This window comes from Methylobacterium sp. WL64, from assembly GCF_008039945.1.
In the GTDB taxonomy this organism is placed as follows: Bacteria; Pseudomonadota; Alphaproteobacteria; order Rhizobiales; family Beijerinckiaceae; genus Methylobacterium.
Genome location: NZ_VRVA01000004.1, coordinates 167,833 through 190,669 on the forward strand (window position 1 = coordinate 167,833; position 22,837 = coordinate 190,669).

The following is a 22,837-nucleotide window of genomic DNA, read 5'->3' on the forward strand; positions in this document are numbered from 1 at the left end:
CCATGACCACGATCTCTCCCTTCGCGGCCGGGTCCTACGTCGCCAACCGGAATACCTCGCAGCTTCTGACGCTGAAGAACCAGCTCAACGACCTGTCGAACCAGCTCTCCAGCGGCAAGGTCTCGCAGACCTATGGCGGGCTCGGCACCGGGCGCTCCACGGCGCTCGCCGCCCAGGCGACCCTGAGCGCGCTGGACGGCTACGGCGCCGGCATCACCGCCGCCCAGACCCGGACCAAGCTCGCGGTCACGAGCCTGACCCAGGTCGCGAAGCTAGGCACCGATGCCCGTACGGCCCTGAACAACGGCCTGCAGAGCATCGCGGCCAATACCACAGCGGGCCGCTCGATCGCGCAGGCCAACCTGCAGACGGCCCTCGACACGCTGAACCAGTCGGCGGCGGGCAGCTACCTGTTCGGCGGCCGCGACGCCACGACCCAGCCGGTGCTCGACGCCGACACGATCCTCAATGGCACCACCGACGCGCAGGGCAACGCGCTCGCCGGCCTCACGTCGCTGGTCAACGAGCGGGTCGCGGCGGAACTGGGCTCCGGCGGCAACGGCCGGCTGACGCAGACGGCGCCGAGTGCCACCTCCGTCCAGGTCACCGACGAGACGAACGCCGCGACCCGGGGCAAGTTCGGGTTCACCCTGTCCGGCACCCCGACGACCACCGGGACAGCGCTCACCGCCTCGATCACGGGCACCGGCCCGGCCTCACTCAACGTCGGCCTGTCGGGGCAGCCGGTGGCCGGCGACACGGTGAGCTTCGCGCTGAAGATGCCGGACGGCACCTCGACGACCGTGACGCTCACCGCGGCCGCCAGTGCGGATTCGACCTCCACCGGCAGCTTCGCGATCGGTGCCACCGCCGCCGACACGATGACGAACCTGTCCGCGACGCTGACCAACGCGCTCAAGGGGGCGGCCAGCAGCACGCTGGCGGTGAACGCCACCGCGGCCGTGACGACCGACTTCTTCACCGGCTCGGCGAAGGGCGGCCCGAACGGCACCGGCATCATGCCCCAGCAGCGCATCGTCTACGATGCGGCCAAGAACCCGACCGGATTCACGGCCGCCACGGCGACCAACACGGTGCTCTGGTACCAGGGCGAGAACACCTACGACACGACGAAGACCCCGCCCGAGCCCACCCCGGCGCTGGACACGCAATCGGTGCAGGTGAGCAGCACCGGCAAGGTCGGCACGGGCGCGCGCGCCAACGACCCGACGATCCGGAACGTGCTGGCAGGCCTGGCGACCATGGCGTTCGCGCTTCCGACGGCGAGCGACGCCAACACCAGCGCCACCTACAAGGCGGTGGTCGGCAAGGCCGGGACGCTCCTGTCCGCATCCGACCAGACCAACCCCAGCGTCCAGGACACCGTCACGCAGCTCAGCATCGCCGCGACCCGGCTCTCGAACGCCGGCACGACCAACACCGCCACCCGGACCACGGTCCAGAACACCCTGGATGGGATCGAGCAGGCCCCAACCGAGGAGGTCGTCGCCAAGCTGCTCGACGTCCAGAACCGGCTCCAGGCCAGCTACCAGGTCACGGCCTCGCTCTCGAAGCTCTCGCTGGTCAACTACATCAGCTGACGCCGATATTCGGCCCCGCGACCATAGTCTTGCCGCTTTCCCGCAGTGAAGCGCGCAGGACGGTCGCGTGTCGTGCGATCGCCTGCTCGAGGAGAGGTCCGCATGGCGCTGTCCGAACCCGTCCACGCGGTCCGTCGCCTCGGCTCCGCGGCGCAGATCGGCGCCATCGTGATGGCCGAACAGGCGATCGACAGCTATCTCGACGATTACGGCCGCCCCGGCGACCGTGCCACCGCCCTCGACATCCTGCTGCGCGACCTCGCCCGGCTGCGGTTCGTCGAGCCTGATCTCGACGCTTTCATCGGCGAGGTCGAGCGTTATATCGATCTGCTGTACCGGGACCTGGCGCGTCAGGCCGCCTGACATGGTGCGCCCGCTCACCGCTCTGGTCCTGAGCGCCGCACTCGTCGGGCACTGCACGCCCGCCGACGCCCGCGATCGCGAGAAGGCGCCGACCGCCGCGGCCACGATGCCGTGCCGTACGAAGGGGCCGGGTTTCGTGCGGCTGCCCGGCAGTGCGAGTTGCATCCGCGTGTCCGGCCGGGTGATCGCGGGTACCGACCTCCGCGCTAGCCCTGGCATCGGCGCGGCGGCCGCGCCCGTGGTCGCCGGCCACCTGGCGATCGACAACCGCGCCGACACCGACCTCGGCGAGGTGCGGACCTACGTGCGGATCGGCAACGGCCGGCGCTGAGGCGGCCCTACAGGTTCCGCGACAGCACCAGCGGTCCGCTGCGCACGCCGCGGCCGTACGGGGAGGGCGCCGGGGCCTGCCGTCCGTAACCCGAGGGCAGCTGCGCCCGGCCGATCTCCTCCGCCAGCGACTTGATCAGCCCCTCCGACACGGATCGCGCGCTGTCGAGCACCGATTGGTTCGCCTCGACGGCCGCGGTGAACCGGCGATGGGCGGCCCGCAGGGTCTCGACGCCCTCCGGGTTGAAGCGCTTCAGCGCCACGGCATTGGCCTTGGCGACTTCGAGGCCCTGCATGTAGGCCGCGGCGAGCGCCGTCTTGGGCTCGGCCGCCACTAGGCCCTCGCGGAGGCGCCCGGCCCGGACATGCGCGGCCTCCTCGGCCAGCACCGCCTCCAATGCGGCCATGTTGGCCAGCACGCCCCCGACCAGCGCCTCGGCGGTGATCCGGTCGGCGACGCGCAGCGGTTCAGCCCTTTGCATTGCCGGCTCCATCGGTGGTCGCGCCCTGCATCTTCATGATCTCACGAAACACGGAATCGGCGATGCCGATGCCGCCGCTCTTCACGATCTGTCCCGCGTATTCCTTGGTCAGCATCGAGCGGTAGACGCCGCCGCCGGTGCCGTTCTCGCCGAGCGGGCCTTCTGTCCCGTCCGACTGCATCATCCGGTCGAGGCTGTTCTCCAGGAACATCGACTCGAACTCGGTGGCGGTCTTGTGCGCCTTGGCGGTGTTGCCGGTCTTCAGGATGCCGTCGGACACGCTGGTGGCGATGGATTTCCCGACGCCGGAGGCAGCGTTGGCCGCGATGTTGGCGAGTGGCAGCATGATTTGGCCCTCCAGTCCGTCTTAGGGCATCGTCCCGAAAGCTGGCCCTCACCGTTCGGGACGATGCACGCGACAATCACATCAGTTCGATATCGGCCTGCAGCGCCCCGGCGGTCTTGATCGCCTGGAGGATCGAGATCAGGTCGCGGGGGCCGACCCCGAGGGCGTTCAGGCCATCGACCAGCTCGCGCAGGCTCACGCCCTCCTTGACCAGCGCCAGCTTGTTGCCGTCGCCGGTGTCGACCTTCAGGCTCGTGCGCGGCACCACGGCGGTGCGCCCGTTGGAGAGGGGCGCCGGCTGACTCACCTGCGGCTGCTCGCTGATCGTGACCGTGAGGTTGCCCTGCGCGATCGCCACCGTGGAGACCCGCACGTCGCGGCCCATCACGATGATGCCGGAGCGCTCGTCGACCACCACCCGGGCGGTCTGGTCGGGCTCGACCTTGAGCTGCTCCACCTCGGTGATCAGGCGGATCATGTTGCCGTTGTACTTGGCCGGGATCTGGATCGTCACCGTGGCCGGGTCGGTCGGCTCGGCCGTGTCGGCGCCCATGAAGTCGTTGATCGCCGCGGCAATCCGCTTCGAGGTGGTGAAATCGGGGTTGCGCAGGGACAGCCGCAGGGCGCGGGCATCGTTCAGCTTGAACGCGATCTCGCGCTCGATGTTGGCGCCGTTGGAGATGCGGCCGTTGGTCGGCACGCCCCGGGTGATCTTGGCGGCGTCGCCCTCGGCCGAGAAGCCCGCGATCGCCACCGAGCCCTGCGCGAGGGCGTAGACCTCGCCGTCGGCGCCGAGCAGCGGCGTCACCAGCAGGGTGCCGCCCTGAAGGGATTTCGCGTCGCCGAGCGACGAGACCGTCACGTCGATGCGGGTGCCCTGGGCGGCGAAGGGTGGCAGGCTCGCCGTCACCATCACGGCGGCGAGGTTCTGGGTGCGCATCGTGGCGCCCCGCGTGTTGACCCCGAGCCGCTCCAGCATCGCCTGCAGCGACTGCTTGGTGAACGGGATGTTGTTGAGGGTGTCGCCGGTGCCGTTGAGGCCGACCACGATGCCGTAGCCGACGAGCTGATTCTGACGCACGCCCTCGATGGAGGCCAGGTCCTTCACCCGCGACAGGGCGAGCGCCGGGCCTGAGGCCGCTGCCGTCAGCATCACCCCGACGACGAGCGCCGCGAGGGCCGATCCGAGGAGCTTGATAGGGTGGCTCGGGCGCATGCCGGGTTTTTCACGGGTGAACGGACCTGCCCCCCTCCTGCCAGCCTCGTGCCAGCCGGGCCTTTCCGTTAAGCCATTGAGAAAAGATATCATTATCCAACCGGCGTGCGGCCGCCGATTGTGGTCGACCGGCACCGAACCTGCCGACCCGGCAGGTTCTGCCGGCCTGTTTACCGGTGCTTAACCGTGCCAGCCGAGAGTCCAGGCAGCGCAGGAGCGCCCGGAGCGACACGAACACGATCATGCGCGTCGACACTCGCCAGCCGATCCAGAATGCCGGCGGCGTCGCGTCCAAGGCCCGGGTCGAGGGCGGGCGCGGCTTCAGCCTCGATGCGGCGCCGGCCTCCACGTCCGGCGCCAATGCGCCGGCCGCTGCGGCGACCCTGGCGGGGCTCGATGCCGTCCTGCTGCTTCAAGGCGAAACCGAGACGCCGCAGGAGCGCCGCCGGCGCACGGCCAAGCGCGGCCACGACCTGCTCGACGGCCTCGACCGCCTCAAGGCCGCGATGCTCGGTGGCCGCGTCTCCCCGCAGGACCTGCGCGCCATCGCCGGCCGCCTGGCCGAGCGCTCGGCCTCGTCGGGGGATCCGCGCCTCGACGGGCTCATGGCCGAGATCGAGCTGCGCGCCGCGGTGGAACTCGCCAAGCTCGAAGGCCGGCGCAGCGCCTGACCGCCACTTTCACCGCTGCTCCCATCAACCACCTCATCCTGAGGTGCTGCGGAGCAGCCTCGAAGGAGCCCTCCAGGGATCGCGCGGCTGGCTGGAGGGCTCCTTCGAGGCCTCCGCTTCGCTCCGGCACCTCAGGATGAGGGGGGAGTTTTGGAGACCCCGTAGGGCTCGCCGCCGCTACCCCGCCCGCCGCTTCGGCCCGGTCGGCAGCATCTGGGGCTCGCCCGGGCCGGTCTCGACGGCGAGATCGGGGACCGCGATGATCGGCGCGCCGCGCAGATCCTTGCGGGTGACGATCGCGCCGCGCTCCTCGAGGTAGGCCAGCATCCGCCGGGCACGGCCGCCCGAGCTGGTGCCGTAGGCGTCGGCCAGCATCGCGTCGGTGGGGCAGGGCGCGCCCTCGATCGCCGCGCGGGCGACCACCAGGAACAGGCCGGCCAGGTCATCCGGCAATCCGGCCGCAATCGCTTGGGCCCGCTCCCAGGTGGAGTTGTCGGCGACCGCGCCGCCCGCCTCGGCCCGGGCCACGGCGAGCCGGCGCTTGAACTCCGGCAGTCCCATCGTGTCGCCGCGCAGGCGCCGGATGCGGCAGCGGACGGTGAAGTCCTGATAGAGCGTCGCGGGGGTGCAGGCGGCGGCATCCGCATCGGCCAGAACCGAGGCCAGGACCTCGGCGAGCGCGGCCTCCCGCGCCTCCGGGTCCATCGGCTCCTCTTCGGGCTCCTCCGGCGGGGCCGGCGGGCGGTAGCTCGCGAGCTGGACGAGGACGTCCGGAGCCGCCACCGGGCGCGGCTTCGGGCGCGGCATCGGCGGCGCCAGGCTGTCGGCTGGGCTCGCCGTGAGGATCAGCGCCCGCGCATCCTCGGTCGGGTCGGGGAGGGGGACGAGCACCGGCGAGGACGACCGGCTCACCGTCAGGGTCGGACCCACCGCGATGGTGAGCGGCCGTCGCGACAGGGCCGGCCCCAACGCCACGAAATGTCCGCGCGGCAGGTCGCGGAACGTCTCGGCCTGGCGGCGCTCCAGCCCGAGCAGGTCGGCGGCGCGAGCCATGTCGATGTCCAGGAAGGTCCGGCCCATCAGGAAGTTGGAGGCCTCGGCCGCCACGTTCTTGGCGAGCTTGGCGAGGCGCTGCGTGGCGATCACGCCCGCGAGCCCGCGCTTGCGGCCGCGGCACATCAGGTTGGTCATGGCGCCGAGCGAAAGGCGCCGGGCCTCGTCCGAGACCTCGCCGGCCGCGGCCGGGGCGAAGAGCTGCGCCTCGTCCACCGCCACCAGCATCGGGTACCAATGGTCCCGGTCGGCGTCGAACAAGCCGCCCAGGAACGCCGCGGCGGCGCGCATCTGGCCCTCGGCGTCGAGGTTCTCGAGCGACAACACCACCGACACCCGGTGCGTGCGCACCCGGGCGGCGATGCGCTGGAGCGCGACGTCGTCGCCATCGGCTTCCACCACGACGTGGCCGTAGCGATCGGCGAGGCTGGCGAAGTCGCCCTCCGGGTCGATCACCGCCTGCTGCACGAGGCCCGCGCTCTGCTCCAGCAGGCGCCGGAGCAGGTGCGACTTGCCGGAGCCCGAGTTGCCCTGGACCAGGAGCCGCGTGGCCAGCAGTTCGGTGAGGTCGAGGAGCGCCGGGCGCTCGCCGGTCAGGCCGAGATCGATATCGGAACGCATGGCGCTCCATAGCATGCCGGAACCGGATCCGGGTGCCCCCCGACGCGCTGTCCACGCTTCCCGCAGGGCTGCCGCGCGGCTGCAATGCCGCGGCGGCGCTGGACCCGGACGCCGCGGCCCTGTAGGGCCCGCCCTCCCTCGAAACAAACCGGATCCCTCACGCGATGGCGGCCTGCGGCCTCGATTTCGGCACGTCGAACACCACCCTGGGGCATCTCGCGGCGGCGGGACCGGCCCTGCTGCCGCTCGAGGGCGCGCACCGGACCATCCCCAGCGCGATCTTCTTCGAACCGGGCGAGGCGCCGCTGATCGGCCGGGCCGCCACCGCGGCCTACGTCGACGGCCATGCCGGCCGGCTGATGCGCGGGCTGAAATCCGTCCTCGGCACGCCGCTGATGGACGAGGCGACCCCGGTCGGCCGCGAGCGCCTGCGCCTGCGTGACGTGATCGCCCGCTACCTTTCGGCCGTGAAGGCGCGTGCCGAGGCGGCCTGCGGGCAAAACCTCGACACCGTGGTCCACGGTCGGCCGGTGCATTTCGTCGATGGCGACCCGGAAGCCGACCGGCGGGCCGAGGACACGCTGCGCGACATCGCCCGGGACGTCGGCTTCCGCGAGGTCTCGTTCCAGTACGAGCCGATCGCCGCGGCGCTCGACTACGAGCGGCAGGTCCGCTCGGAGGAGATCGCGCTGATCGCCGATATCGGCGGCGGCACGTCGGACTTTTCCATCGTGCGGCTGTCGCCGGAGCGGCGGGGCCGCCCGGACCGGGCCGGCGACATCCTGGCCAATGACGGCGTGCGCATCGGCGGGACCGATTTCGACCGGCAGCTCAGCCTCGGCACCGTGATGCCCCTGATGGGGCTCGGCAGCCCGATGCGGCGCGGCGACCTCGCGGTGCCGAACGCCTATTTCCACGACCTTGCCACCTGGTCGGCGATCAACCGCCTCTACAATGCGAAGACCCTGCGCGAGATCGACGAGGTGATCCGCGATTGCGCGAAGCCGGACCTCGTCGCCCGACTGCGCGCGGCCGTCGAGGGCGAGCGCGGCCACGCCCTGGCGGGCGCCGTCGAGGGGGCGAAGATCGCCGCCTCCGAGGCCGGGACGACCGATCTCGACCTCGGCCTGGTCGAGCACGGTCTTACGGCTGTGGTGAGCCGCGACACCCTCTCCACGCAGACCGGCGACCTCGCCCGGGCGGTCGCCGCCCGGATCGCCCGCTGCCTCGCCCAGGCCGAGCTCGGGCCGGAGCGGATCGACGCGCTGTTCCTTACCGGCGGCTCCACGGGGCTGCCGCACCTGCGCACCGCGCTCACCGCCGCGCTGCCCGCGGCCCGGGTGGTGGAGGGCGACACGTTCGGCTCAGTTGGCCTCGGCCTGACCATCGAGGCGGGGCGGCGGGCGGGGTGAGCGTCGGCGATTGACGGGCCCGCCGCGATCCCCGACAAGGCGGGCGCCTCGCGCCCGGAGTGACCGGCGGCCCATCCATCCCCTCCGCGCCGCCCCGCCCGATGCTGTTCAACTCCTTCGTCTTCCTCCTCGCCTTCCTGCCGGCCGCGCTGATCCTGCACGCGCTGGTGGAGCGTGCGGCGCCGGCCTGGCGGCTGCCGCTGCTCGTGCTCCTGTCGTTCGTGTTCTACGGGTGGTGGGATGTCCGGTTCGTGCCGCTGCTCGCCGGCTCGATCCTGGCGAACTGGTGCGTGGCGTGGGTCTATCGGCGCCGGCCCGGGCCCTGGCTGGTCCCGGCCGCCATCGCGGCCAACCTGGCGGTGCTCGGGGTGTTCAAGTACCTCGACTTCTTCGCCGACCTCGCCAACCTGATCCCGGGTCTGGAGGCGCCACGGCTCGGGCTGGCCCTGCCGCTCGGCATCTCGTTCTTCACCTTCCACCACATCATGTATCTCGCCGACCTGCGGGCCGGCCGGGCGCCGGCCTTCGGGCTGACCAGATACGCCCTCTACATCGCGTTCTTTCCGCAGGTTCTCGCCGGCCCGCTCGTGCGCTGGAGCGAGATCATGCACCAGTTCGACGAGCGGCCCTACGCGCGGCCCGACGCCGCCGAGCGCTTCGCGCGCGGGCTGATGCTGCTCACGGTCGGGCTCGCCAAGAAGGTGTTCCTGGGTGATCCCCTCGCGGCTTACGTGAACCCCGTGTTCCAGGCGGCGGCTGCCGGCAAGGTCGTCACCGTCGCGGAGGCGTGGCAGGCGACGCTGGGCTTCACCTTCCAGATCTATTTCGACTTCTCCGGCTACACCGACATGGCGCTCGGCATCGCGCTGCTGTTCGGGCTGGTCCTGCCGCAGAATTTCGATGCGCCCTATCGCGCCACCTCGCTGCGCGACTTCTGGCGCCGCTGGCACATGACCCTGTCGCGGTTCCTGCGCGACTACCTCTACATCCCCCTGGGCGGAAACCGGCGCGGCCTGCCGCGCCAGGTCGGGGCGCTGGCCGCCACCATGACGCTGGGCGGCCTCTGGCACGGGGCGGGACTGACCTTCCTGGCCTGGGGCGCCTTGCATGGCCTCGGCCTCGGCGCCGGGGTCCTGGCCCGCCGGACGCGCCTGAGCGTGCCGGCGCCGCTGGGTTGGCTGCTGACCAGCCTGTTCGTGATGCTGACCTGGGTGCTGTTCCGGGCGACGAGCTTCGAGGCGGCGCTCGCGATCTTCAAGGGCCTGTTCGGCCTCGCGCCCCACGGCTCGGGCTTCAAGTGGCGCACCATCGCGGTGGCGGCCCTGGTCGCCACGGTGGGCCCGACCGCCTGGGCGGCGGTGCATCGCCTGCCGCCCAGGCGCATCCTGGCCTTCGGCTTCGCGCTCCTGTTCGTCGTCGTCCTCCTGAAGATCGGGGACGATGCGAACTACGAGTTCATCTACTTCCAGTTCTGAGGATGGCGCTCGCTCACCCCCCACAGGATCGGGCCTGGCGCGCTTTCGTCCGCACCGTGCTGCTGGCGATGGCCGGGCTGTTTGCGGCCTATCTCGGGCTGGCGGTGCTGGTTGATCCCTACGATACCGGCCGCTCGACGCTGCTGTCCCGCGGCGCCGTCCGTCCGCAGGGGCCGCGCACCGCCTCGGCTGTGCGTGGCCGCGACCCGGCCTATGCGGGCGCGGTGATCGGCAATTCCCACATCCAATTGATCGAGCCGGCATCGCTGACCCGGCTCACCGGTATCCCGTTCGTGCAGCTGTCGGTGCCGGCCACTGGGCCGTCCGAGCAGTTCGCGCTGCTGGGCTGGTATCTGAAGCACCACGCCAGGCCCGAGGCGATCGTGCTGTCGGCCGATGCGTTCTGGTGCTCCGACGACCCGTCATTCCCGAGCGAGCACGGCTTCCCGTACTGGCTGGTCGGCGACTGGCAGACGTATCTCAAGGGCCTGCTGCGCTTCACCGCCGCGCAGGAGACGATCAACCGCCTCGGCTGGCTCCTGAACTCGCGCCACAAGCAGGCCGCGTCCGACGGCTGGTGGGATTACGAGTCGAACTACCTGAGCCAGGGGTTCGGCCGTGATCCGGCCAAGAAGGCGGCGCTGGAGCGGCCGGTCGGCCCCGAGACGGAGCCGCATCATGGCGGTCCGTTCCCGGTGGCCGACCGGTTGCGGGCCGAACTCGCGCGGATCCCGCCCAGGACCGCCGTGGTGGTGGTGTTTCCGCCGGTCTACGCCCGCGCCGAGCCGCCGGCCGGGAGCCCCCGGGCTGTCGCCGAGGCGGCGTGCCGCGCCGAAGTCCGATCGGCGCTTGCCGTTCATCCGCTGAATACGGTCATCGATGGACGTGCCGGGCGCCCGGACGCCGGCGATCCGGATCTGTTTTTCGATCAAACTCACTATCGGCTGCCGCTCGCCCGAGCGTTGACGGACGAGATCGCCGCCGCAATCGTTCACCTGCGGACGTTTTCGGCGGACTAAGCCCGGCCGTCCCGTCCCGGATACCGGAACAGGGTGATGCGCTCGCCCCTTGATTTTCCATCACCTTTTTTGAAATGCCGGCGACCAGCTTTGAACTGGACGCTCTAGACCGTGGCTTGTTTGCCGCAGGGGGCCACGCATTCGAGACAACATCCAAGCCCTGCGACGCTGCGCGTTGTCGCGATTAAGCACCTCGACTATACGGCACCTCACGTTATCGCCGCGCACCGGCCATCCCCTGGTGGGCGGTTACGATCCAGCGAGGGTGACGCATGGCGAAGGTGACGCTGGAGGACGGCTACGTCCCGTCCGACGACGAGCCCTTCATGAACGACCGGCAGCGCGAGTACTTCCGGCGCAAGCTCCTGAGCTGGAAGAGCGACATCCTGCGTGAGGCGCAGGATACGCTCGTCGCGCTGCAGAGCGAGAACGAGAACCACCCCGATCTCGCCGACCGCGCCTCCTCGGAGACCGACCGTGCGATCGAGCTGCGGGCGCGCGACCGCCAGCGCAAGCTCACCGGCAAGATCGACGCGGCGCTCGCCCGCCTCGAGGATGGGTCCTACGGCTTCTGCGAGGAGACCGGCGAGCCGATCTCGCTCCGCCGCCTCGATGCCCGGCCGATCGCGACCCTGTCGCTCGAAGCCCAGGAGCGGCACGAGCGCCGCGAGAAGGTCTATCGGGACGATTGAGCGGGCGGTTCGGATCCCGAACTTACTGCGTCAGCCGCAGCGCGCCGATGCTCGCCCGGATCTGCTGGAACGCCTTGATCAGGTCGTCCGAAGTGTTGGCCAGGTAGAACTGGCCCGGATTCGTGGCGCAATTTTTCAGGAGCGTCTGTCCCGCGGCGTCGATCGGATCGGAGGGGATGCTGAAGCCGATCGTATAGATCGAGATGTTGACCGCCTTCGCGTTCTTGCAGGCTTCCGCGGTGAGGGCGTCCAGCGCGTTGCGGGCGCCGGCGGCGTCCGAGACGTTCTGGTTGGTGGCGGGCAACCGGCTGTTCGGGTTGGTGCCATTGGCGTTCTGGAAATAGCCGGCAGCGAAGTAGAGCGACCCGTTGGGCGCGCTCGAATTGGTCGTCCAGCTGTTCTCGCCGTCGGTCATCAGGATGATGATCTTGTTGATCGTCGTCGCGTTCGAGCTGTTGGAACTCGACGCGTAGGCGGCGGGCGGGTTCGTGTCCGCGAAGACGCTCTTCGGGGAAAGCGTCCGCCAGCCCCACATGAAGCCCTCGTGGATGTTGGTCGCACCCAGCGGCGCCATCTGGCCGATCAGCGTCTTGAGCGCGCTGGTATTGCTCGTGAGCCGTAGGAGCGGCTGGGTCGTGCACCCGAAATTTGGCCCACTGGGGATTCCAGTCCTCGGGTTCAGAGACGTCGGCGCAGCGTTCTGCGGTTTGACGTATTTGCACGCCTGGCCTTCGGCCGTATTGAAAGGTGTTCCGTTGGGGAGCGGCGGGCAACTGCCGTTGTCGTCATCGATGTAGCTATTATAACTTTTATAGCTCGTGAACTTGCTCGATGGATATGCGGCGGTCGTCGTGCTGGAATCGCCCGGCTCATCGGGGGCGAACAGCGGCACGAAGTAGGAATCCTTGTTACCGATGGTCGGCGCGCCGTCCTGGACGTTGAGCGGGTAGGGCAGGGTTTCCAGGCAGCCGCCCCAACCCCAGCCGGAATAGACGCCCTGAAGCTTGGCGAAGATATCGAACCGGCTCTTGAAGTTCGATCCGGCAGGCTGGAGAACGTTGGTCCAGTGGTAGCTGGACTGCCCGGTCTGGTCGATCCAGGATGCGTACCGGAAGGCGGTCGGATCGACCGCCACGGCCCCGGCGAACGGCACGATCGAGATCCGCGTCGCGCTTGAGAAGGCCGCGTTGGTGTAGACGTAGGTGACGAAGTCGGTGGCTGCGCTCTGTACCGCCTCGAGCTTGGACTGGCCGCCGCTCGACTGGGCCATCGAGCCGGTGTTGTCGAGGACCAGCGCGATCTCGAAGGTCTTGGGCAGCGGCGTCGCGCATTGGGCGGTGGCGCTTGGGTTGATGCGGTTCGTCCCCGTGACCTTGCCGAAGAACACCGTCGAGAGCTTGTGGGCGGTCAAGGTGATCTGGCGCGGGTTGCTGGTGATCGTGAGAGGATCGACCACGAGGTTGGCCACCCCCATGGCGCCGGTCATCGCCGCCTGGGCCTTGAGGTTGAGGTCGGCGTTCGTCGTGGTGAGCGGCGTCTGGCACAGGAGCAGCGCCGTGGCGTCGGTCGCGGCCTGCAGCTTGGTCTCGAGCCGGGTCGCGAAGCCGTAGTCGATCGCCGCGCCGGTGAACATCAGCATCGGCACGCTGAGGAAAGCGAACAGGATCGCGACGTTGCCGCCGCGGCCTCGCGCGAAGCCGAACCACCGCGGCCAGTGGGCGCGATCAGGGTGTCGAGCCATCGCACGCCTTCGCAGTGGTGCCGGGCACGACGACCTCGGTGTAGGTGTTCGAGCCGTAGGTCGTGCCGCCGCGGGTCGGCCACGGGACCGACGCCGAGAGGGTGATCGTGTTGCCGACGCCCTTGACCAGCTTGACGAGGGCCGAGCCGATCATCGGCGTGTAGCTGATGCTGACCTCGGCCAGCACGTAGCGCATGCCGGTGGTCTGGTAGCCCGCGGGCACGAGCAGGTCGGTGGCGGTGCCGGTGGCCCGGGGCTTGGCGTTGGCGTTGGCGACGCTGGAGCAGACCTGCGGGACCAGGTTCAGTCGCTTGAGATCGACACCCATCGCGCTGACGACGATCTGGACGGTGCTGGTGTCGAACGGGCGCATCACCTTGGCGGCGGAGGCGACGATGTCGGTCATCAGCGGCGTGCCGATCGGGTTCTGCGTGTCGCCCTGGGCGGTGAGGTCGGCCACGGTGCGGGCGAGCAGGGTCAGCTTGCGCCACTCGTCGATGGCGTGGGCGATCTCGGTCATGCCGGCCCAGATCGACAGCAGCACCGGCAGGATCACGGCGAATTCCACCAGCGCGCTGGCGCGCCGGTCCCGCCGCAGCGCGGCCGCCTTGCGTGCGAGAGACCTCAGCACGGACTCGTCCCGGCGATCAGATAGGGCTCCGTGCGGAACACCGCCGTCGAGGTCAGCAGGCTGGACCCGGCCCCGGCGCCGGTGGTGAACTGTCGGGTGCCGAGACCCATCAGGTTGAACAGGGTCGGGAACTGCACCGCCGCGGTCACGATCACGATCGTGCCCGGCTTGGCGCAGGCGTAGTTCGTGCCGAAGCTGGTGTTCCACGTGCCCGTCGCGGCATTGATCGGCGTCGCCGCGCTGGCGCCGCCGAGCGTACTGGCGGTGGCGACGTCAAGCTTGACGTTCTGGCAGTTGAAGACCGTCGGGATGGTGCCGGCACCGGTGCCGCACATCGTCGTCTTCAGCGAGCCCAGCAGGGTGGCGGCGTCGGTCTGCCCGGCATTGGCGGCCTGGAATTGCCCGGTGAAGATCGTCCGGACCGCGTTCTGCAGGGCGCGGTCGAAGTTCTGGGTGGCCCAGATCTGGAAGGCGATCTGGAAGACGGCGCCGACCAGCGCCAGGAACGGCAGGGCCACCAACGCGAACTCCACCGCGGCCGCCCCGCCCGCATCCCGCAAAAAACGGTTCGGGAGGCAACCTGAGGTAGGTTTCGTTTCAGGGACTATTTGTATTGGCGGAAACATGGACTCAAACTGCCGCCTGAAGACCAGCGCTTGTCTTAATGTGTAACTAATCGTTTGCGAAAAGCTTAATGCGACCAAGCAGATCACAGTGGAAGCGGATATTCTACTGAAGGTTGCATTAAAAGGCGGGGGCGCGGCGTCTCAGGTGTCTGGCTGCCCAGGAGAGCGCCGCCATTGATTCCGGGCTGTCCGGCGCCACTTCGTCGGCGGCGCGCCCGGCCGGAGAACCGCATGACATTTCCCAGGACAGCCGCGCGCCTCGCCGGGCTGATCGCGGTCCTCGCGCTCGCCGGCTGCGGCGACGCCCCGAAGCCGGGGCCGGCCGGTCCGCCCGGGCCGAAGGGCGACCAGGGCCCGCCGGGTCCACAGGGCCCGCCGGGGCTGAACGGCGCCACGGGCGCGCGCGGCCCCGCGGGGGATCGTGGCACCGAGGGCGCCGCCGGGCCCGCCGGGCCGCCGATGAACGCGCTGGTGCGCCTCGACGTCGCCTGCCACCGCGACGAGGCGCTGATCGGCGCCTATTGCCGGGGCATGGCGGTGGTGCCGTCCGTGACCGTCACCGACGGCATCGCCACGGTCGGCTGCCTCGACATGACCGCCAAGGCCGCCAAGGATGCCGAGCCGGTCGCCGTCTGCATGAGGAAGCCGTGAGACGTCTCGCCCTCGCAGTGCTGGTCGCATCGGCCGCCTCCGGCGTCGATGCGCAGCCGTTCCTGCCCACGGAACGGGCCGCGATCGACCTCGTGCGCACGCGGCAGACGGACAGCCTGGCGACGGTGGACCGGATCCTGGCCTATGCCGAGCGAGCCACCGGGGGCGCCTTCACGCGCGGCGGCTACCGGGTCGTGCGCCGCCCCGGCGAGCCCTTCGCCCGGGTGCAGATCTGCTACCGGCTCGGGACCGATCCGTCGACCTGCGGCCTCGACTACCTCGTCACCGTCAACCCGCCCCATGTCGAGCCGGCTGAGCGCTTCGACGGCTTGGCCCGGGACCTGGAACACGGCCCGCGGGCGTTCCTGCGCGCGCTCGCCCGGGAGGCCGATCTCCAGCGGCAGCCGGCGGCCCTGCGGCAGATCCGGGCGGCCCTGGAGCCATACGATCCCTACGACTGGCGCTGAGCGTCACAGCAGGCGCGGCCAGCCCAGCAGGCGCTGGGGCGCGAAGGGCGCGACCGGGACCGCGGGGGTCCGGCCGGTGGCGAGGTCGGCCACGATCTCGCCGGTGATCGGCCCGGTGGACAGGCCGATATGGCCGTGGCCGAACGCGAACAGCAGGCCCTTGTGGCGTGGCGCCAAGCCGATCACCGGCATGCCGTCCGGGGTGGACGGGCGCGAGCCGAGCCAGGGCTCGTTGTCGAGGGGGCCGCCGAGACGCAGGGTCTCCCCCGCCTCGCGGGAGGCCGCCTCGATCTGGGTGTGGTCCGGGTCGGCGTCGCGGGCGTTGAGTTCGACGCCCGACAGCACCCGCACCCGGTGATCGCCCATCGGCGACAGGATCGAGCCCGCACCCGTGTCGAGCACGGGGCGGGTCAGGGGCGGGCTGTCCGGGTGCAGGGCGTAGTGACGATGGTAGCCGCGCTCGGCCGCGACGGCGAAGCGGTAGCCCAGGCTTCTCGCGATCGACCCGGAGGCGGCGCCCGCCGCCAGCACCACCTGCTTGGACCGTACCGCGCCGGTCTCGTGGACGACGCGCCAGCCCTCGGCCTCCGGCGACAAGCTTTCGACGCTGCCGCGCAGCCGCCTTCCGCCCAGGCCGGCGAACAGCGCCTCGCAGGCCTCGATCAGGCGGCCGGGCTCGCGCACAGACCCGGTCTCCGTCAGCAGCATGGCCCGCGCGTAGGGGCGCACCAGAGCAGGCTCCAGATCGCGGATCCCCGCCGTGTCGAGGAGGTCGAACGCCACCCCGTGCCCGGACAGGATCTCCCGCTCCGGGGCGGCGGCCTTGAAGGCGGCTTCGGTGCGGTAGGCCTTGAGCCAGCCGGTCCGCTGCAGCCGCTCGCTGGTGCCGGCCCTTGCGGCCAGCCGTTCATGGGCCGGGTAGGCCGCGCTCGTGAGCGGCAGCAGGGCGGCGGCGGCCCGGCGCCAGCGCGAGGCCCGGGCGCTCGCCAGGAAATGCGCCGTGTAGGGGAGGATCCGCGGCAGGTGCGCGTAGCGCAGGCGCAGGCCCCGGTCGGCGTTGCGCAGGTAGGCCGGGAGCTTGCCCCACAGGGCCGGGCTCGACATCGGCAGGATCGAGCCGCGGCTGACCACGCCGGCATTGCCGTAGGAGGTCCGGGCCCGGGCCTCGCCGGGGTCGCACAGAACCACGTCGAGGCCGCGATCCTTGAGCGCGATGGCGCAGGCGAGCCCGACCATCCCGCCGCCGACCACCACGATATCGGCCGTCTCGTCCATCCCGCTCATCCTGCTCAGCGCCAAGCGTGGCGTTCTGACGGGTTTTGGCGGGGCTGGGTAGCGGGCCGAAGGCGAGGGTACGGGCGGTTCGCGTCACCCATGCGCGAAGGGACGCGCAAAACCGTCCGCAGATCGGCTACAGAGCGGATCATGACGCTCGTCCGCTTCGCTCCCTCGCCCACCGGCTACCTGCATATCGGCAACGCCCGCCCGGCTTTGCTCAACGCGCTGTTCGCGCGCAAGGCGGGCGGGCGCTTCCTGCTGCGCCTCGACGACACCGACGCCGAGCGCTCGACCGAAACGTTCGCCGAGGCGATCCAGGAGGATCTCGCCTGGCTCGGCATCACCTGGGACCTGTTCGCCCGCCAGAGCGACCGCAAGGCCCAGCACGATGCCGCCGCCGACACCTTGCGCGCGGCGGGGCGGCTCTATCCCTGCTACGAGACGCAGGAGGAGCTCGAGCGTCGGCGCAAGCGTCAGCTCGGCCGTGGTCAGCCGCCGATCTACGACCGGGCGGCGCTGCAGCTCACCGCGGAGGACCGCGCCGCCCTGGAGGCGGAGGGCCGCCGGCCGCATTGGCGCTTCCTGCTGGAGGCCCGGACCGTGACGTGGGACGATCTCGTGCGCGGGCCGGCGCATGTGGATTGCGCGTCGCTGTCCGACCCGGTGCTGATCCGCGCCGACGGCAGCTATCTCTACACGCTGCCCTCCGTGGTGGACGATGCCGACCTCGGCATCACCCACGTGATCCGCGGCGAGGACCACGTCACCAACACCGGCGTGCAGGTGCAGATCTTCGAGGCGCTCGGCGCGGACGTGCCGGTCTTCGGCCACCACAACCTGCTCACCACCGCGGACGGGGAGGGGCTGTCGAAGCGGCTCGGCCACCTGTCGCTGCGCGGTCTGCGCGAGGCCGGCTACGAGCCGGCGGCCGTGCGCTCGCTGGCGGTGCTGACCGGCTCGGCCGAATCCGTGCGGGCGGTACCCGACCTCGACACGCTGGCGAGCCTCGTCGATCTCGGCGAGATCTCCCGGGCGCCGGCCCGGTTCGACCCCACCGAGCTCGACGGGCTCAACGCCCGGCTCGTCCATGCCATGCCGTACGCCGAGGTTGCCCCGCGCCTCACCGCCCTCGGCATCCCTGCCGAGACCGCGGAGCCATTCTGGCGGGCGGCGCAGCCCAATCTCGGCCGTGTCTCGGAGGCGGGCGACTGGTGGCGCGTGGTGACCGGCCCGATCGATCCGGTCCTGACAGAGGAGGCCGTGATCGCGGCGGCCCGCGAGACCCTGCCGGCTGAGCCGTTCGGGCCTGAGACCTGGAAGGCCTGGACCACCGAGATCCGCAGCCGCACCGGCGCGAAGGGGCGGGGGCTGTTCATGCCGCTGCGCCTCGCGCTCACCGGGCTGGAGCATGGGCCGGATCTCGCCGGGCTGCTGCCGCTGATCGGCCGCGACCGGGCGGCGCGGCGGATGGCGGGCGAGGCGGCGTAGCGCCTATTCCGCCTCCGCTTCTTCGAGCCGCGTCGCCAGCAGCTTGTCCACGCGGCGGCCGTCGAGATCCACCACCTCGAAGCGCCAGCCGGCGATGTCGCAGGTCTCGCCGGTCTCCGGCAGGCGCTGGAACGCCGCGATGACGAGGCCGGCGGCCGTGGCGTAGTCGCGCGAGGGCGGAAGGCGCAGGCCGAGCTGGTCGGCCATCTCGTCGGCCGGCATTGAGCCGGCGATCAGCCAGGACCCGTCCGGGCGGCGCACTGCGTCCGGCTCCACGGATTCGGAGTGGAACGCGCCCGCGATGGCATCGAGGATGTCGGCGGGGGTCACGAGCCCGTCGAAATGGCCGTACTCGTCGTGGACCAGCGCCATCGGCACGGTGCCCTTGCGCAGGGCGTCCAGGGCATCGAGCGCGTCCAGCGTATCGGGCAGCACCGGGGCCCGGCGGACATGCCCCCGCAGGTCCAGGGGCTCGCCGCGGGAGAGCGGGCCGATCAGGTCGCGGACCTGCACGACGCCGATCATGGCGTCCGGGCCGCCATCGGCCACCGGCAGGCGGGCATGGGGGCTCGCCAGCAGGCGTGCTCGGATGGCCTCGGGATCGTCCGAGAGGTCGAGCCACACGACCTCGGTGCGCGGAGTCATGACGCCGCGCACCAGCCGGTCGCCGAGCCGGAGCACGCCGGAGATCATCGCGCGCTCGCCGCCCTCGATGACGCCGGCCGTCTCGGCCTCGGCCACGAGGCTGCGGATCTCCTCCTCGGTGACGGCGCTCGCGCTCTCGGTTTCCTGGCCGATCAGGCGGAACACCGCCCGGGTCGAGGCGTCGAGCAGCCACACCGCCGGCAGGGCCGCCCGGGCGACGAGCCGCATGCCGGGCGCCACCGCGCAGGCGATCCCCTCCGGGTTGCGCAAGGCAAGATGCTTCGGGACCAGCTCGCCGATGATCACCGACAGGTAGGTGATCACCCCGATCACCAGGGTGTAGCCCAGCGTGTCGGCCCAGCCCTTCGGCAGGCCGAGGTCGATCAGCGTCAGCGCCAGGCGGTCGCCCAGCGCCGCGCCCGAGACGACGCCCGACAGGATGCCGATCAGCGTGATGCCGATCTGGACTGTGGAGAGGAAGCGTCCCGGCTCCTCGGCCAGCGCCAGGGCCGCCTTCGCCCCCGGCCGGCGGGCATCCGCATAGGCGCGCAGACGGCTCTTGCGCGATGAGACCACCGCCAGCTCGGAGAGAGCGAAGACGCCGTTCAGCGCGATCAGCAGGACGACGGTGACGAGCTCGAGCAGGCGGGCTTGCAGAGCCGCGATCCCGCAGCGCGGGCCGGGCTTCCTCTGATGACACGGATGTCCAACATGGGTGCGAGGCCCGGACCGTTCAACGGCCAAGCCTCCGGGTGCAAATCAGGGCGTGTCCGATCCGCCTTGCCGACCCCGCGACCTCAGGATGAGGGGCGGGATGGGGAGGTCCCACTTCCGGAGCCGCCTTCCGACCGGGATCCGAAGTTCGGAAGAATCCTCAGCGCGGGCGCGCCTCGATCAGCGCGGAATCCAGAAGAAAACTGCCGTCGCCCTCGATGCAGAAGTGCTCTGTGACCTCGACGGGTGCCGAGCCCTGGAGGGCGCGGATCGCCGCGACGTTGACCTCCGGCGTGCGCATCCGGGCGATCCAGCTCGCGAAGTCCATCCGCGGCCGGTAGGCTCGCGTGTCGCCCAGGACGAGGCCGGCCGCCTCCAGCATCGCGCGCCATTCCGAGACCCGGTAGTCGCGCACATGAGAGGGATCGCGCAGCAACTCCACCGCCTGGAGGTGGGTGTCGAGCAGGGGCTCCTCCGGCGCGACGATATCGCAGACCACGAACAGGCCGTCCGGCTTCAGCACCCGGCGCGCCTCCGCCAGGGCGGCCGGAACGTCGCGCCAATGGTGGGCGCTGTAGCGGGTCAGCACCGCGTCGAAGGCGGCGTCCGGGAAAGGCAGCGCCTCGGCGGCGCCCTGGCGGGTCTCGATCCCGTCGAGGCCGCGCCGCTCGGCCTCGGCGGTGACCGCCGCCAGCATCTCGGAGGAGAGATCGTAGGCCGTGACCGAAGCCCCCGCCGCCGCCGCCGCGAACGCCACGTGGCCGCCGCCGCAGCCGAGATCGAGCACGCCCGCGCCCGGCAGCCCGCGAACCAGAGCGCTGATCCGGTCCAGGTCGGCGCCGGCGGCGTGGACCGCGCTCGTCACGTAGGCCGAGGCTTGGGCGCCGAACTGATCGACGACGTGGCCGGAATGGGTGCGCGTGCTCATCACGGGTTCCTCAGCTCGGCAGCGGCGCCAGGCGCGAGAGCCGAATCGCGATGGCGAGGGCCAGACCGTAGAGGGTGCCCACGAACAGCACCACGCCGGTCCAGCCGGAATGCGCGAAGAACCAGCCGCCCGCGGTGCCGAGCACCGACGACCCCAGGTAGTACAGGCACAGGTAGATCGAGGAGGCCTGGGCCCGGTCGCGGAGCGCCCGCCGGCCGACCCAGCTGCTCGCCACCGAATGCGCGCCGAAGAAGCCGATCGTCACGACGACGATCCCGGCGACGATCACCAGCAGGTTGTCCGCCTGCGTCATCAGGATCCCGGCCAGCCCGACCCCGGTGGCGAGCCATAGCACCCGCCGCCGGCCGAACCGGCTCGCCAGCTCGCCCGTGACCGGGCTGCTGACCATGCCGGCGACGTAGACGGAGAAGATCAGGCCGATCACCGTCTGGCTCAGGGAGAACGGCGGATCGAGCAGGCGGAAGCCGATGTAATTGTAGATGCAGACGAAGCCGCCCATCAGCAGGAACGCCTCTGCGAACAGCCACGGCAGCCCGGCATCGCGGAAATGGTGGCCGAAGGTGCCCGGCACGTCGCGCCAGGCCATCCGGCGCGGCACGAAGTTGCGGGCCGGCGGCAGCCAGCGCCAGAAAGCCAGCGCCGCGACGAGGGCCAGGCCGCCGATTGTGGCGAGCCCGATCCGCCAGTTCATGTGGTCGGCCATCACGCCGCTGATCAGCCGGCCGGACATGCCCCCCAGCGCGTTGCCGCCGACCAGGAGCCCCATCGACAGGCCGATCGCCTGCGTGTCCATCTCCTCGGCGAGATAGGCCATCGCCACCGCGGGCAGGCCGCTCGCGGTCAAGCCGGACAGCGCCCGCAGGATCAGGAACCCATGCCAGCCCGGGATCAGGGCGGCCACGATGGTCAGCACTGCGGAGGCGAATAGGGAGGCGAGCATCACCGGCTTGCGGCCCCAGATCTCCGAGAGCGGGCTCACCACCAGAAGCGCCACCGCCAGCAGCCCGCAGGGCAGCGACAAGGCGAGGCTGCTCTCGGCCGGCGAGACGCCGAACGCATCCGAAAAGATCGGCAGCAGCGGCTGCACCGCGTAGAGCACCGCGAAGGTCGAGAACCCGGCCGCCGCCAGCGCCAGCGCGGTGCGGCGGAACACTGGCGTACCCGACCGGATCAGCCGCCCGTCGTCGTCGCTCTCCATGAACCGTCCCGCGCCGCCACCTTCGCCCGGTGGTGGGACGCATGAGCCATGACGTCAACCACGGCGGACGCATTGCTCCGGCCCGCCGCGGTCAGTGTCGTCAGTCCGCTCAGCGTGGCGGTGGCGCGCCCTGCGGCGTTCCCTGCTGTAGCAGCGGCGTGATCCGCCGGACCGTGACGCGACGGTTCTCCCGGGCTGCGTTCTGCGTGTTCACCTTCAGGTACTGCTCGCCGTAGCCCTGTGTGGTCAGGTTCTCCGGCGGAACCTGGAACTGCTGGGTCAGCACCGTCGCCACCGACTGCGCCCGGCGGTCCGACAGGGACAGGTTGTCGATGTCGGACCCCACCGCGTCGGTGTAACCCTCGATCAAGAAGACCTCCTGCGGGTTGGCGCGGATCGCCCGGTTGATCGCCGCGGCGATCACCGACAGCCGGGCCGCCTGGTCCGGCGTCACCGTGAACGAAGCTGTGTCGAAGGTGATCGTGTCGATGTCGACCGAGCGCATCCGCGCGCGCAGATCCGGGCTGTAGCGGACCTGGTCCAGGGTGTAGCGCCGGTCCACGGCGACCACAGGCGGGGCCGTCAGCGCCTCGTAGACCGCACCCTCGTCCGCCTGCTCGTACTCCACCACGTAGCGGTCGCGGGGGATGCGGATGTCGGGGGGCGGCAGCACGACCACGTCGTCGTAGATCGGGCGCGGCGGGCCGGCGTAGCTGTTGTCGATGATCACCACCTCGCGGCCGTCGCGGAAGCGGCGATAGCGGCGCAGCATCCGCCCGTCATCGTCCGTGACGGTGACGATCTGCTCGCCGCCCGGCCGGTCGATGAAGCTGTAGAAGTCGGCACCGCGCCGCTCGGAGCGGAAGCCGCGCGGGTCGATGTCCCGGAACCGCTCGTTCTCGTCGTGGCGGATCAGGTAGCCGTCGCGGTCGCGGACGATGATGCGGCCGGGCTCCCGGTAATAGGTGCGACCGCCCTCGCTGAACTCACGCCGGTCGCGACGGACCTGGTCGTAGTCGCGCACGTCGTCGTCCGCGCGGAAGCCGCCGGGGACGTAGCCGGGCTGGCCCGGTGCGTTGAACACGCCGCGCGCCGCCGGACCGCCGGCGGGCGGCTGGCCCGGTTGCGCACCGGGGGGCGGGGGCGGGACAGGCGCGCCCGGCGCCGG

Annotated in this window: 23 protein-coding genes; 11 read left to right on the forward strand and 12 right to left on the reverse strand. The window is 70.9% G+C overall.

Translation table 11 applies throughout. The features are described from left to right. The first annotated feature begins 2 nt into the window (after positions 1–2). From FV242_RS03975 to FV242_RS03985, 3 genes are all read left to right on the forward strand, one after another. On the forward strand, positions 3–1,601 hold the full coding sequence (locus FV242_RS03975) for a flagellin (RefSeq protein WP_147938010.1): 1,599 nt from the start codon (positions 3–5) through the stop codon (positions 1,599–1,601). Between the two features lie 102 nt (positions 1,602–1,703). Continuing rightward, on the forward strand, positions 1,704–1,964 hold the full coding sequence (locus FV242_RS03980) for a hypothetical protein (protein WP_147906178.1): 261 nt from the start codon (positions 1,704–1,706) through the stop codon (positions 1,962–1,964). Between the two features lies 1 nt (position 1,965). Beyond that, positions 1,966–2,295 carry a hypothetical protein gene (locus FV242_RS03985; RefSeq protein WP_147938011.1) on the forward strand — a complete coding sequence of 110 codons (330 nt, stop codon included), beginning with the start codon at positions 1,966–1,968 and terminating at the stop codon, positions 2,293–2,295. Positions 2,296–2,302: 7 nt separating this feature from the next. Here FV242_RS03985 and FV242_RS03990 read toward each other — a convergent pair whose 3' ends face one another. The 3 genes from FV242_RS03990 to FV242_RS04000 all read right to left on the reverse strand — a co-directional run bounded on the left by FV242_RS03990 (position 2,303) and on the right by FV242_RS04000 (position 4,338). Beyond that, the gene (locus tag FV242_RS03990) at positions 2,303–2,776 is read right to left on the reverse strand and encodes a hypothetical protein (RefSeq protein ID WP_147906176.1); all 474 of its coding nucleotides are present in this window, start codon (positions 2,774–2,776) and stop codon (positions 2,303–2,305) included. Then, on the reverse strand, positions 2,763–3,122 hold the full coding sequence (locus FV242_RS03995) for a rod-binding protein (protein ID WP_147938012.1): 360 nt from the start codon (positions 3,120–3,122) through the stop codon (positions 2,763–2,765). Before FV242_RS03995 ends, FV242_RS03990 begins: the two co-directional genes overlap by 14 nt. 76 nt (positions 3,123–3,198) lie before the next feature. Continuing rightward, the gene (locus FV242_RS04000) at positions 3,199–4,338 is read right to left on the reverse strand and encodes a flagellar basal body P-ring protein FlgI (RefSeq protein ID WP_147906174.1); all 1,140 of its coding nucleotides are present in this window, start codon (positions 4,336–4,338) and stop codon (positions 3,199–3,201) included. 242 nt (positions 4,339–4,580) lie between these two features. Between FV242_RS04000 and FV242_RS04005 the strand changes: the two genes are divergently transcribed. Next, positions 4,581–5,009: a flagellar assembly protein FliX gene (locus tag FV242_RS04005; RefSeq protein ID WP_147906173.1), complete on the forward strand. Its 429-nt coding sequence runs from the start codon at positions 4,581–4,583 to the stop codon at positions 5,007–5,009. Between the two features lie 177 nt (positions 5,010–5,186). Here the strand turns inward: FV242_RS04005 and FV242_RS04015 are convergent, their stop codons facing one another. Continuing rightward, positions 5,187–6,683: an ATP-binding protein gene (locus FV242_RS04015; protein ID WP_147857184.1), complete on the reverse strand. Its 1,497-nt coding sequence runs from the start codon at positions 6,681–6,683 to the stop codon at positions 5,187–5,189. Between the two features lie 164 nt (positions 6,684–6,847). On the opposite strand from FV242_RS04015, the gene FV242_RS04020 reads away from it, so the two are divergent. The 4 genes from FV242_RS04020 (at position 6,848) to dksA (ending at position 11,281) form a co-directional block, all read left to right on the forward strand. Continuing rightward, a complete protein-coding gene (locus tag FV242_RS04020) occupies positions 6,848–8,095 on the forward strand; it encodes an Hsp70 family protein (protein ID WP_147938013.1) in 1,248 nt (415 codons plus the stop codon). 101 nt (positions 8,096–8,196) lie between these two features. Further along, a complete protein-coding gene (locus FV242_RS04025) occupies positions 8,197–9,570 on the forward strand; it encodes an MBOAT family protein (protein ID WP_147906171.1) in 1,374 nt (457 codons plus the stop codon). A gap of 2 nt (positions 9,571–9,572) precedes the next feature. Further along, positions 9,573–10,589 carry a hypothetical protein gene (locus tag FV242_RS04030; RefSeq protein ID WP_147938014.1) on the forward strand — a complete coding sequence of 339 codons (1,017 nt, stop codon included), beginning with the start codon at positions 9,573–9,575 and terminating at the stop codon, positions 10,587–10,589. A gap of 272 nt (positions 10,590–10,861) precedes the next feature. Beyond that, a complete protein-coding gene (dksA, locus tag FV242_RS04035; RefSeq protein WP_050733124.1) occupies positions 10,862–11,281 on the forward strand; it encodes an RNA polymerase-binding protein DksA in 420 nt (139 codons plus the stop codon). 22 nt (positions 11,282–11,303) lie between these two features. Here the strand turns inward: dksA and FV242_RS04040 are convergent, their stop codons facing one another. From FV242_RS04040 to FV242_RS04050, 3 genes are read right to left on the reverse strand one after another with little or no spacing between them, the layout of a single operon-like run. Continuing rightward, entirely contained in the window at positions 11,304–13,022 is a 1,719-nt protein-coding gene (locus FV242_RS04040) for a TadE/TadG family type IV pilus assembly protein (RefSeq protein ID WP_147938015.1), read from the reverse strand. Beyond that, positions 13,006–13,653: a TadE/TadG family type IV pilus assembly protein gene (locus FV242_RS04045; protein WP_147938016.1), complete on the reverse strand. Its 648-nt coding sequence runs from the start codon at positions 13,651–13,653 to the stop codon at positions 13,006–13,008. Before FV242_RS04045 ends, FV242_RS04040 begins: the two co-directional genes overlap by 17 nt. Next, complete coding sequence (locus FV242_RS04050) at positions 13,647–14,213, reverse strand: TadE/TadG family type IV pilus assembly protein (protein ID WP_246692592.1); 567 nt, start codon at positions 14,211–14,213, stop codon at positions 13,647–13,649. The genes FV242_RS04045 and FV242_RS04050 overlap by 7 nt, the downstream gene beginning before the upstream one ends. A 297-nt stretch (positions 14,214–14,510) precedes the next feature. Between FV242_RS04050 and FV242_RS04055 the strand changes: the two genes are divergently transcribed. Together FV242_RS04055 and FV242_RS04060 are read left to right on the forward strand one after the other, a co-directional pair. Then, positions 14,511–14,930, forward strand: a complete 420-nt coding sequence (locus tag FV242_RS04055) for a hypothetical protein (protein ID WP_147938018.1) — start codon at positions 14,511–14,513, stop codon at positions 14,928–14,930. Next, positions 14,927–15,397, forward strand: coding sequence for a hypothetical protein (locus tag FV242_RS04060; RefSeq protein ID WP_147938019.1), 471 nt, complete (start codon positions 14,927–14,929; stop codon positions 15,395–15,397). The genes FV242_RS04055 and FV242_RS04060 overlap by 4 nt, the downstream gene beginning before the upstream one ends. Before the next feature lie 3 nt (positions 15,398–15,400). On the opposite strand, the gene FV242_RS04065 is transcribed toward FV242_RS04060, so the two are convergent. Beyond that, positions 15,401–16,672, reverse strand: coding sequence for an FAD-binding oxidoreductase (locus tag FV242_RS04065; protein ID WP_147938020.1), 1,272 nt, complete (start codon positions 16,670–16,672; stop codon positions 15,401–15,403). A gap of 150 nt (positions 16,673–16,822) precedes the next feature. Here FV242_RS04065 and gltX point away from each other — a divergent pair, with 150 nt between their 5' ends. Then, a complete protein-coding gene (gene gltX, locus FV242_RS04070) occupies positions 16,823–18,163 on the forward strand; it encodes a glutamate--tRNA ligase (protein WP_147938021.1) in 1,341 nt (446 codons plus the stop codon). Positions 18,164–18,166: 3 nt separating this feature from the next. Here the strand turns inward: gltX and FV242_RS04075 are convergent, their stop codons facing one another. The 4 genes from FV242_RS04075 to FV242_RS04090 all read right to left on the reverse strand — a co-directional run. Next, complete coding sequence (locus FV242_RS04075) at positions 18,167–19,453, reverse strand: hemolysin family protein (protein WP_147938033.1); 1,287 nt, start codon at positions 19,451–19,453, stop codon at positions 18,167–18,169. Positions 19,454–19,682: 229 nt separating this feature from the next. Then, the gene (locus tag FV242_RS04080) at positions 19,683–20,450 is read right to left on the reverse strand and encodes a class I SAM-dependent methyltransferase (protein ID WP_147938022.1); all 768 of its coding nucleotides are present in this window, start codon (positions 20,448–20,450) and stop codon (positions 19,683–19,685) included. A 10-nt stretch (positions 20,451–20,460) separates the two neighbouring features. Continuing rightward, positions 20,461–21,669 carry an MFS transporter gene (locus FV242_RS04085; protein ID WP_147938023.1) on the reverse strand — a complete coding sequence of 403 codons (1,209 nt, stop codon included), beginning with the start codon at positions 21,667–21,669 and terminating at the stop codon, positions 20,461–20,463. A 109-nt stretch (positions 21,670–21,778) separates the two neighbouring features. Continuing rightward, the coding region (locus FV242_RS04090; RefSeq protein ID WP_246692593.1) for an OmpA family protein at positions 21,779–22,837 on the reverse strand (1,059 nt) is incomplete at its 5' end.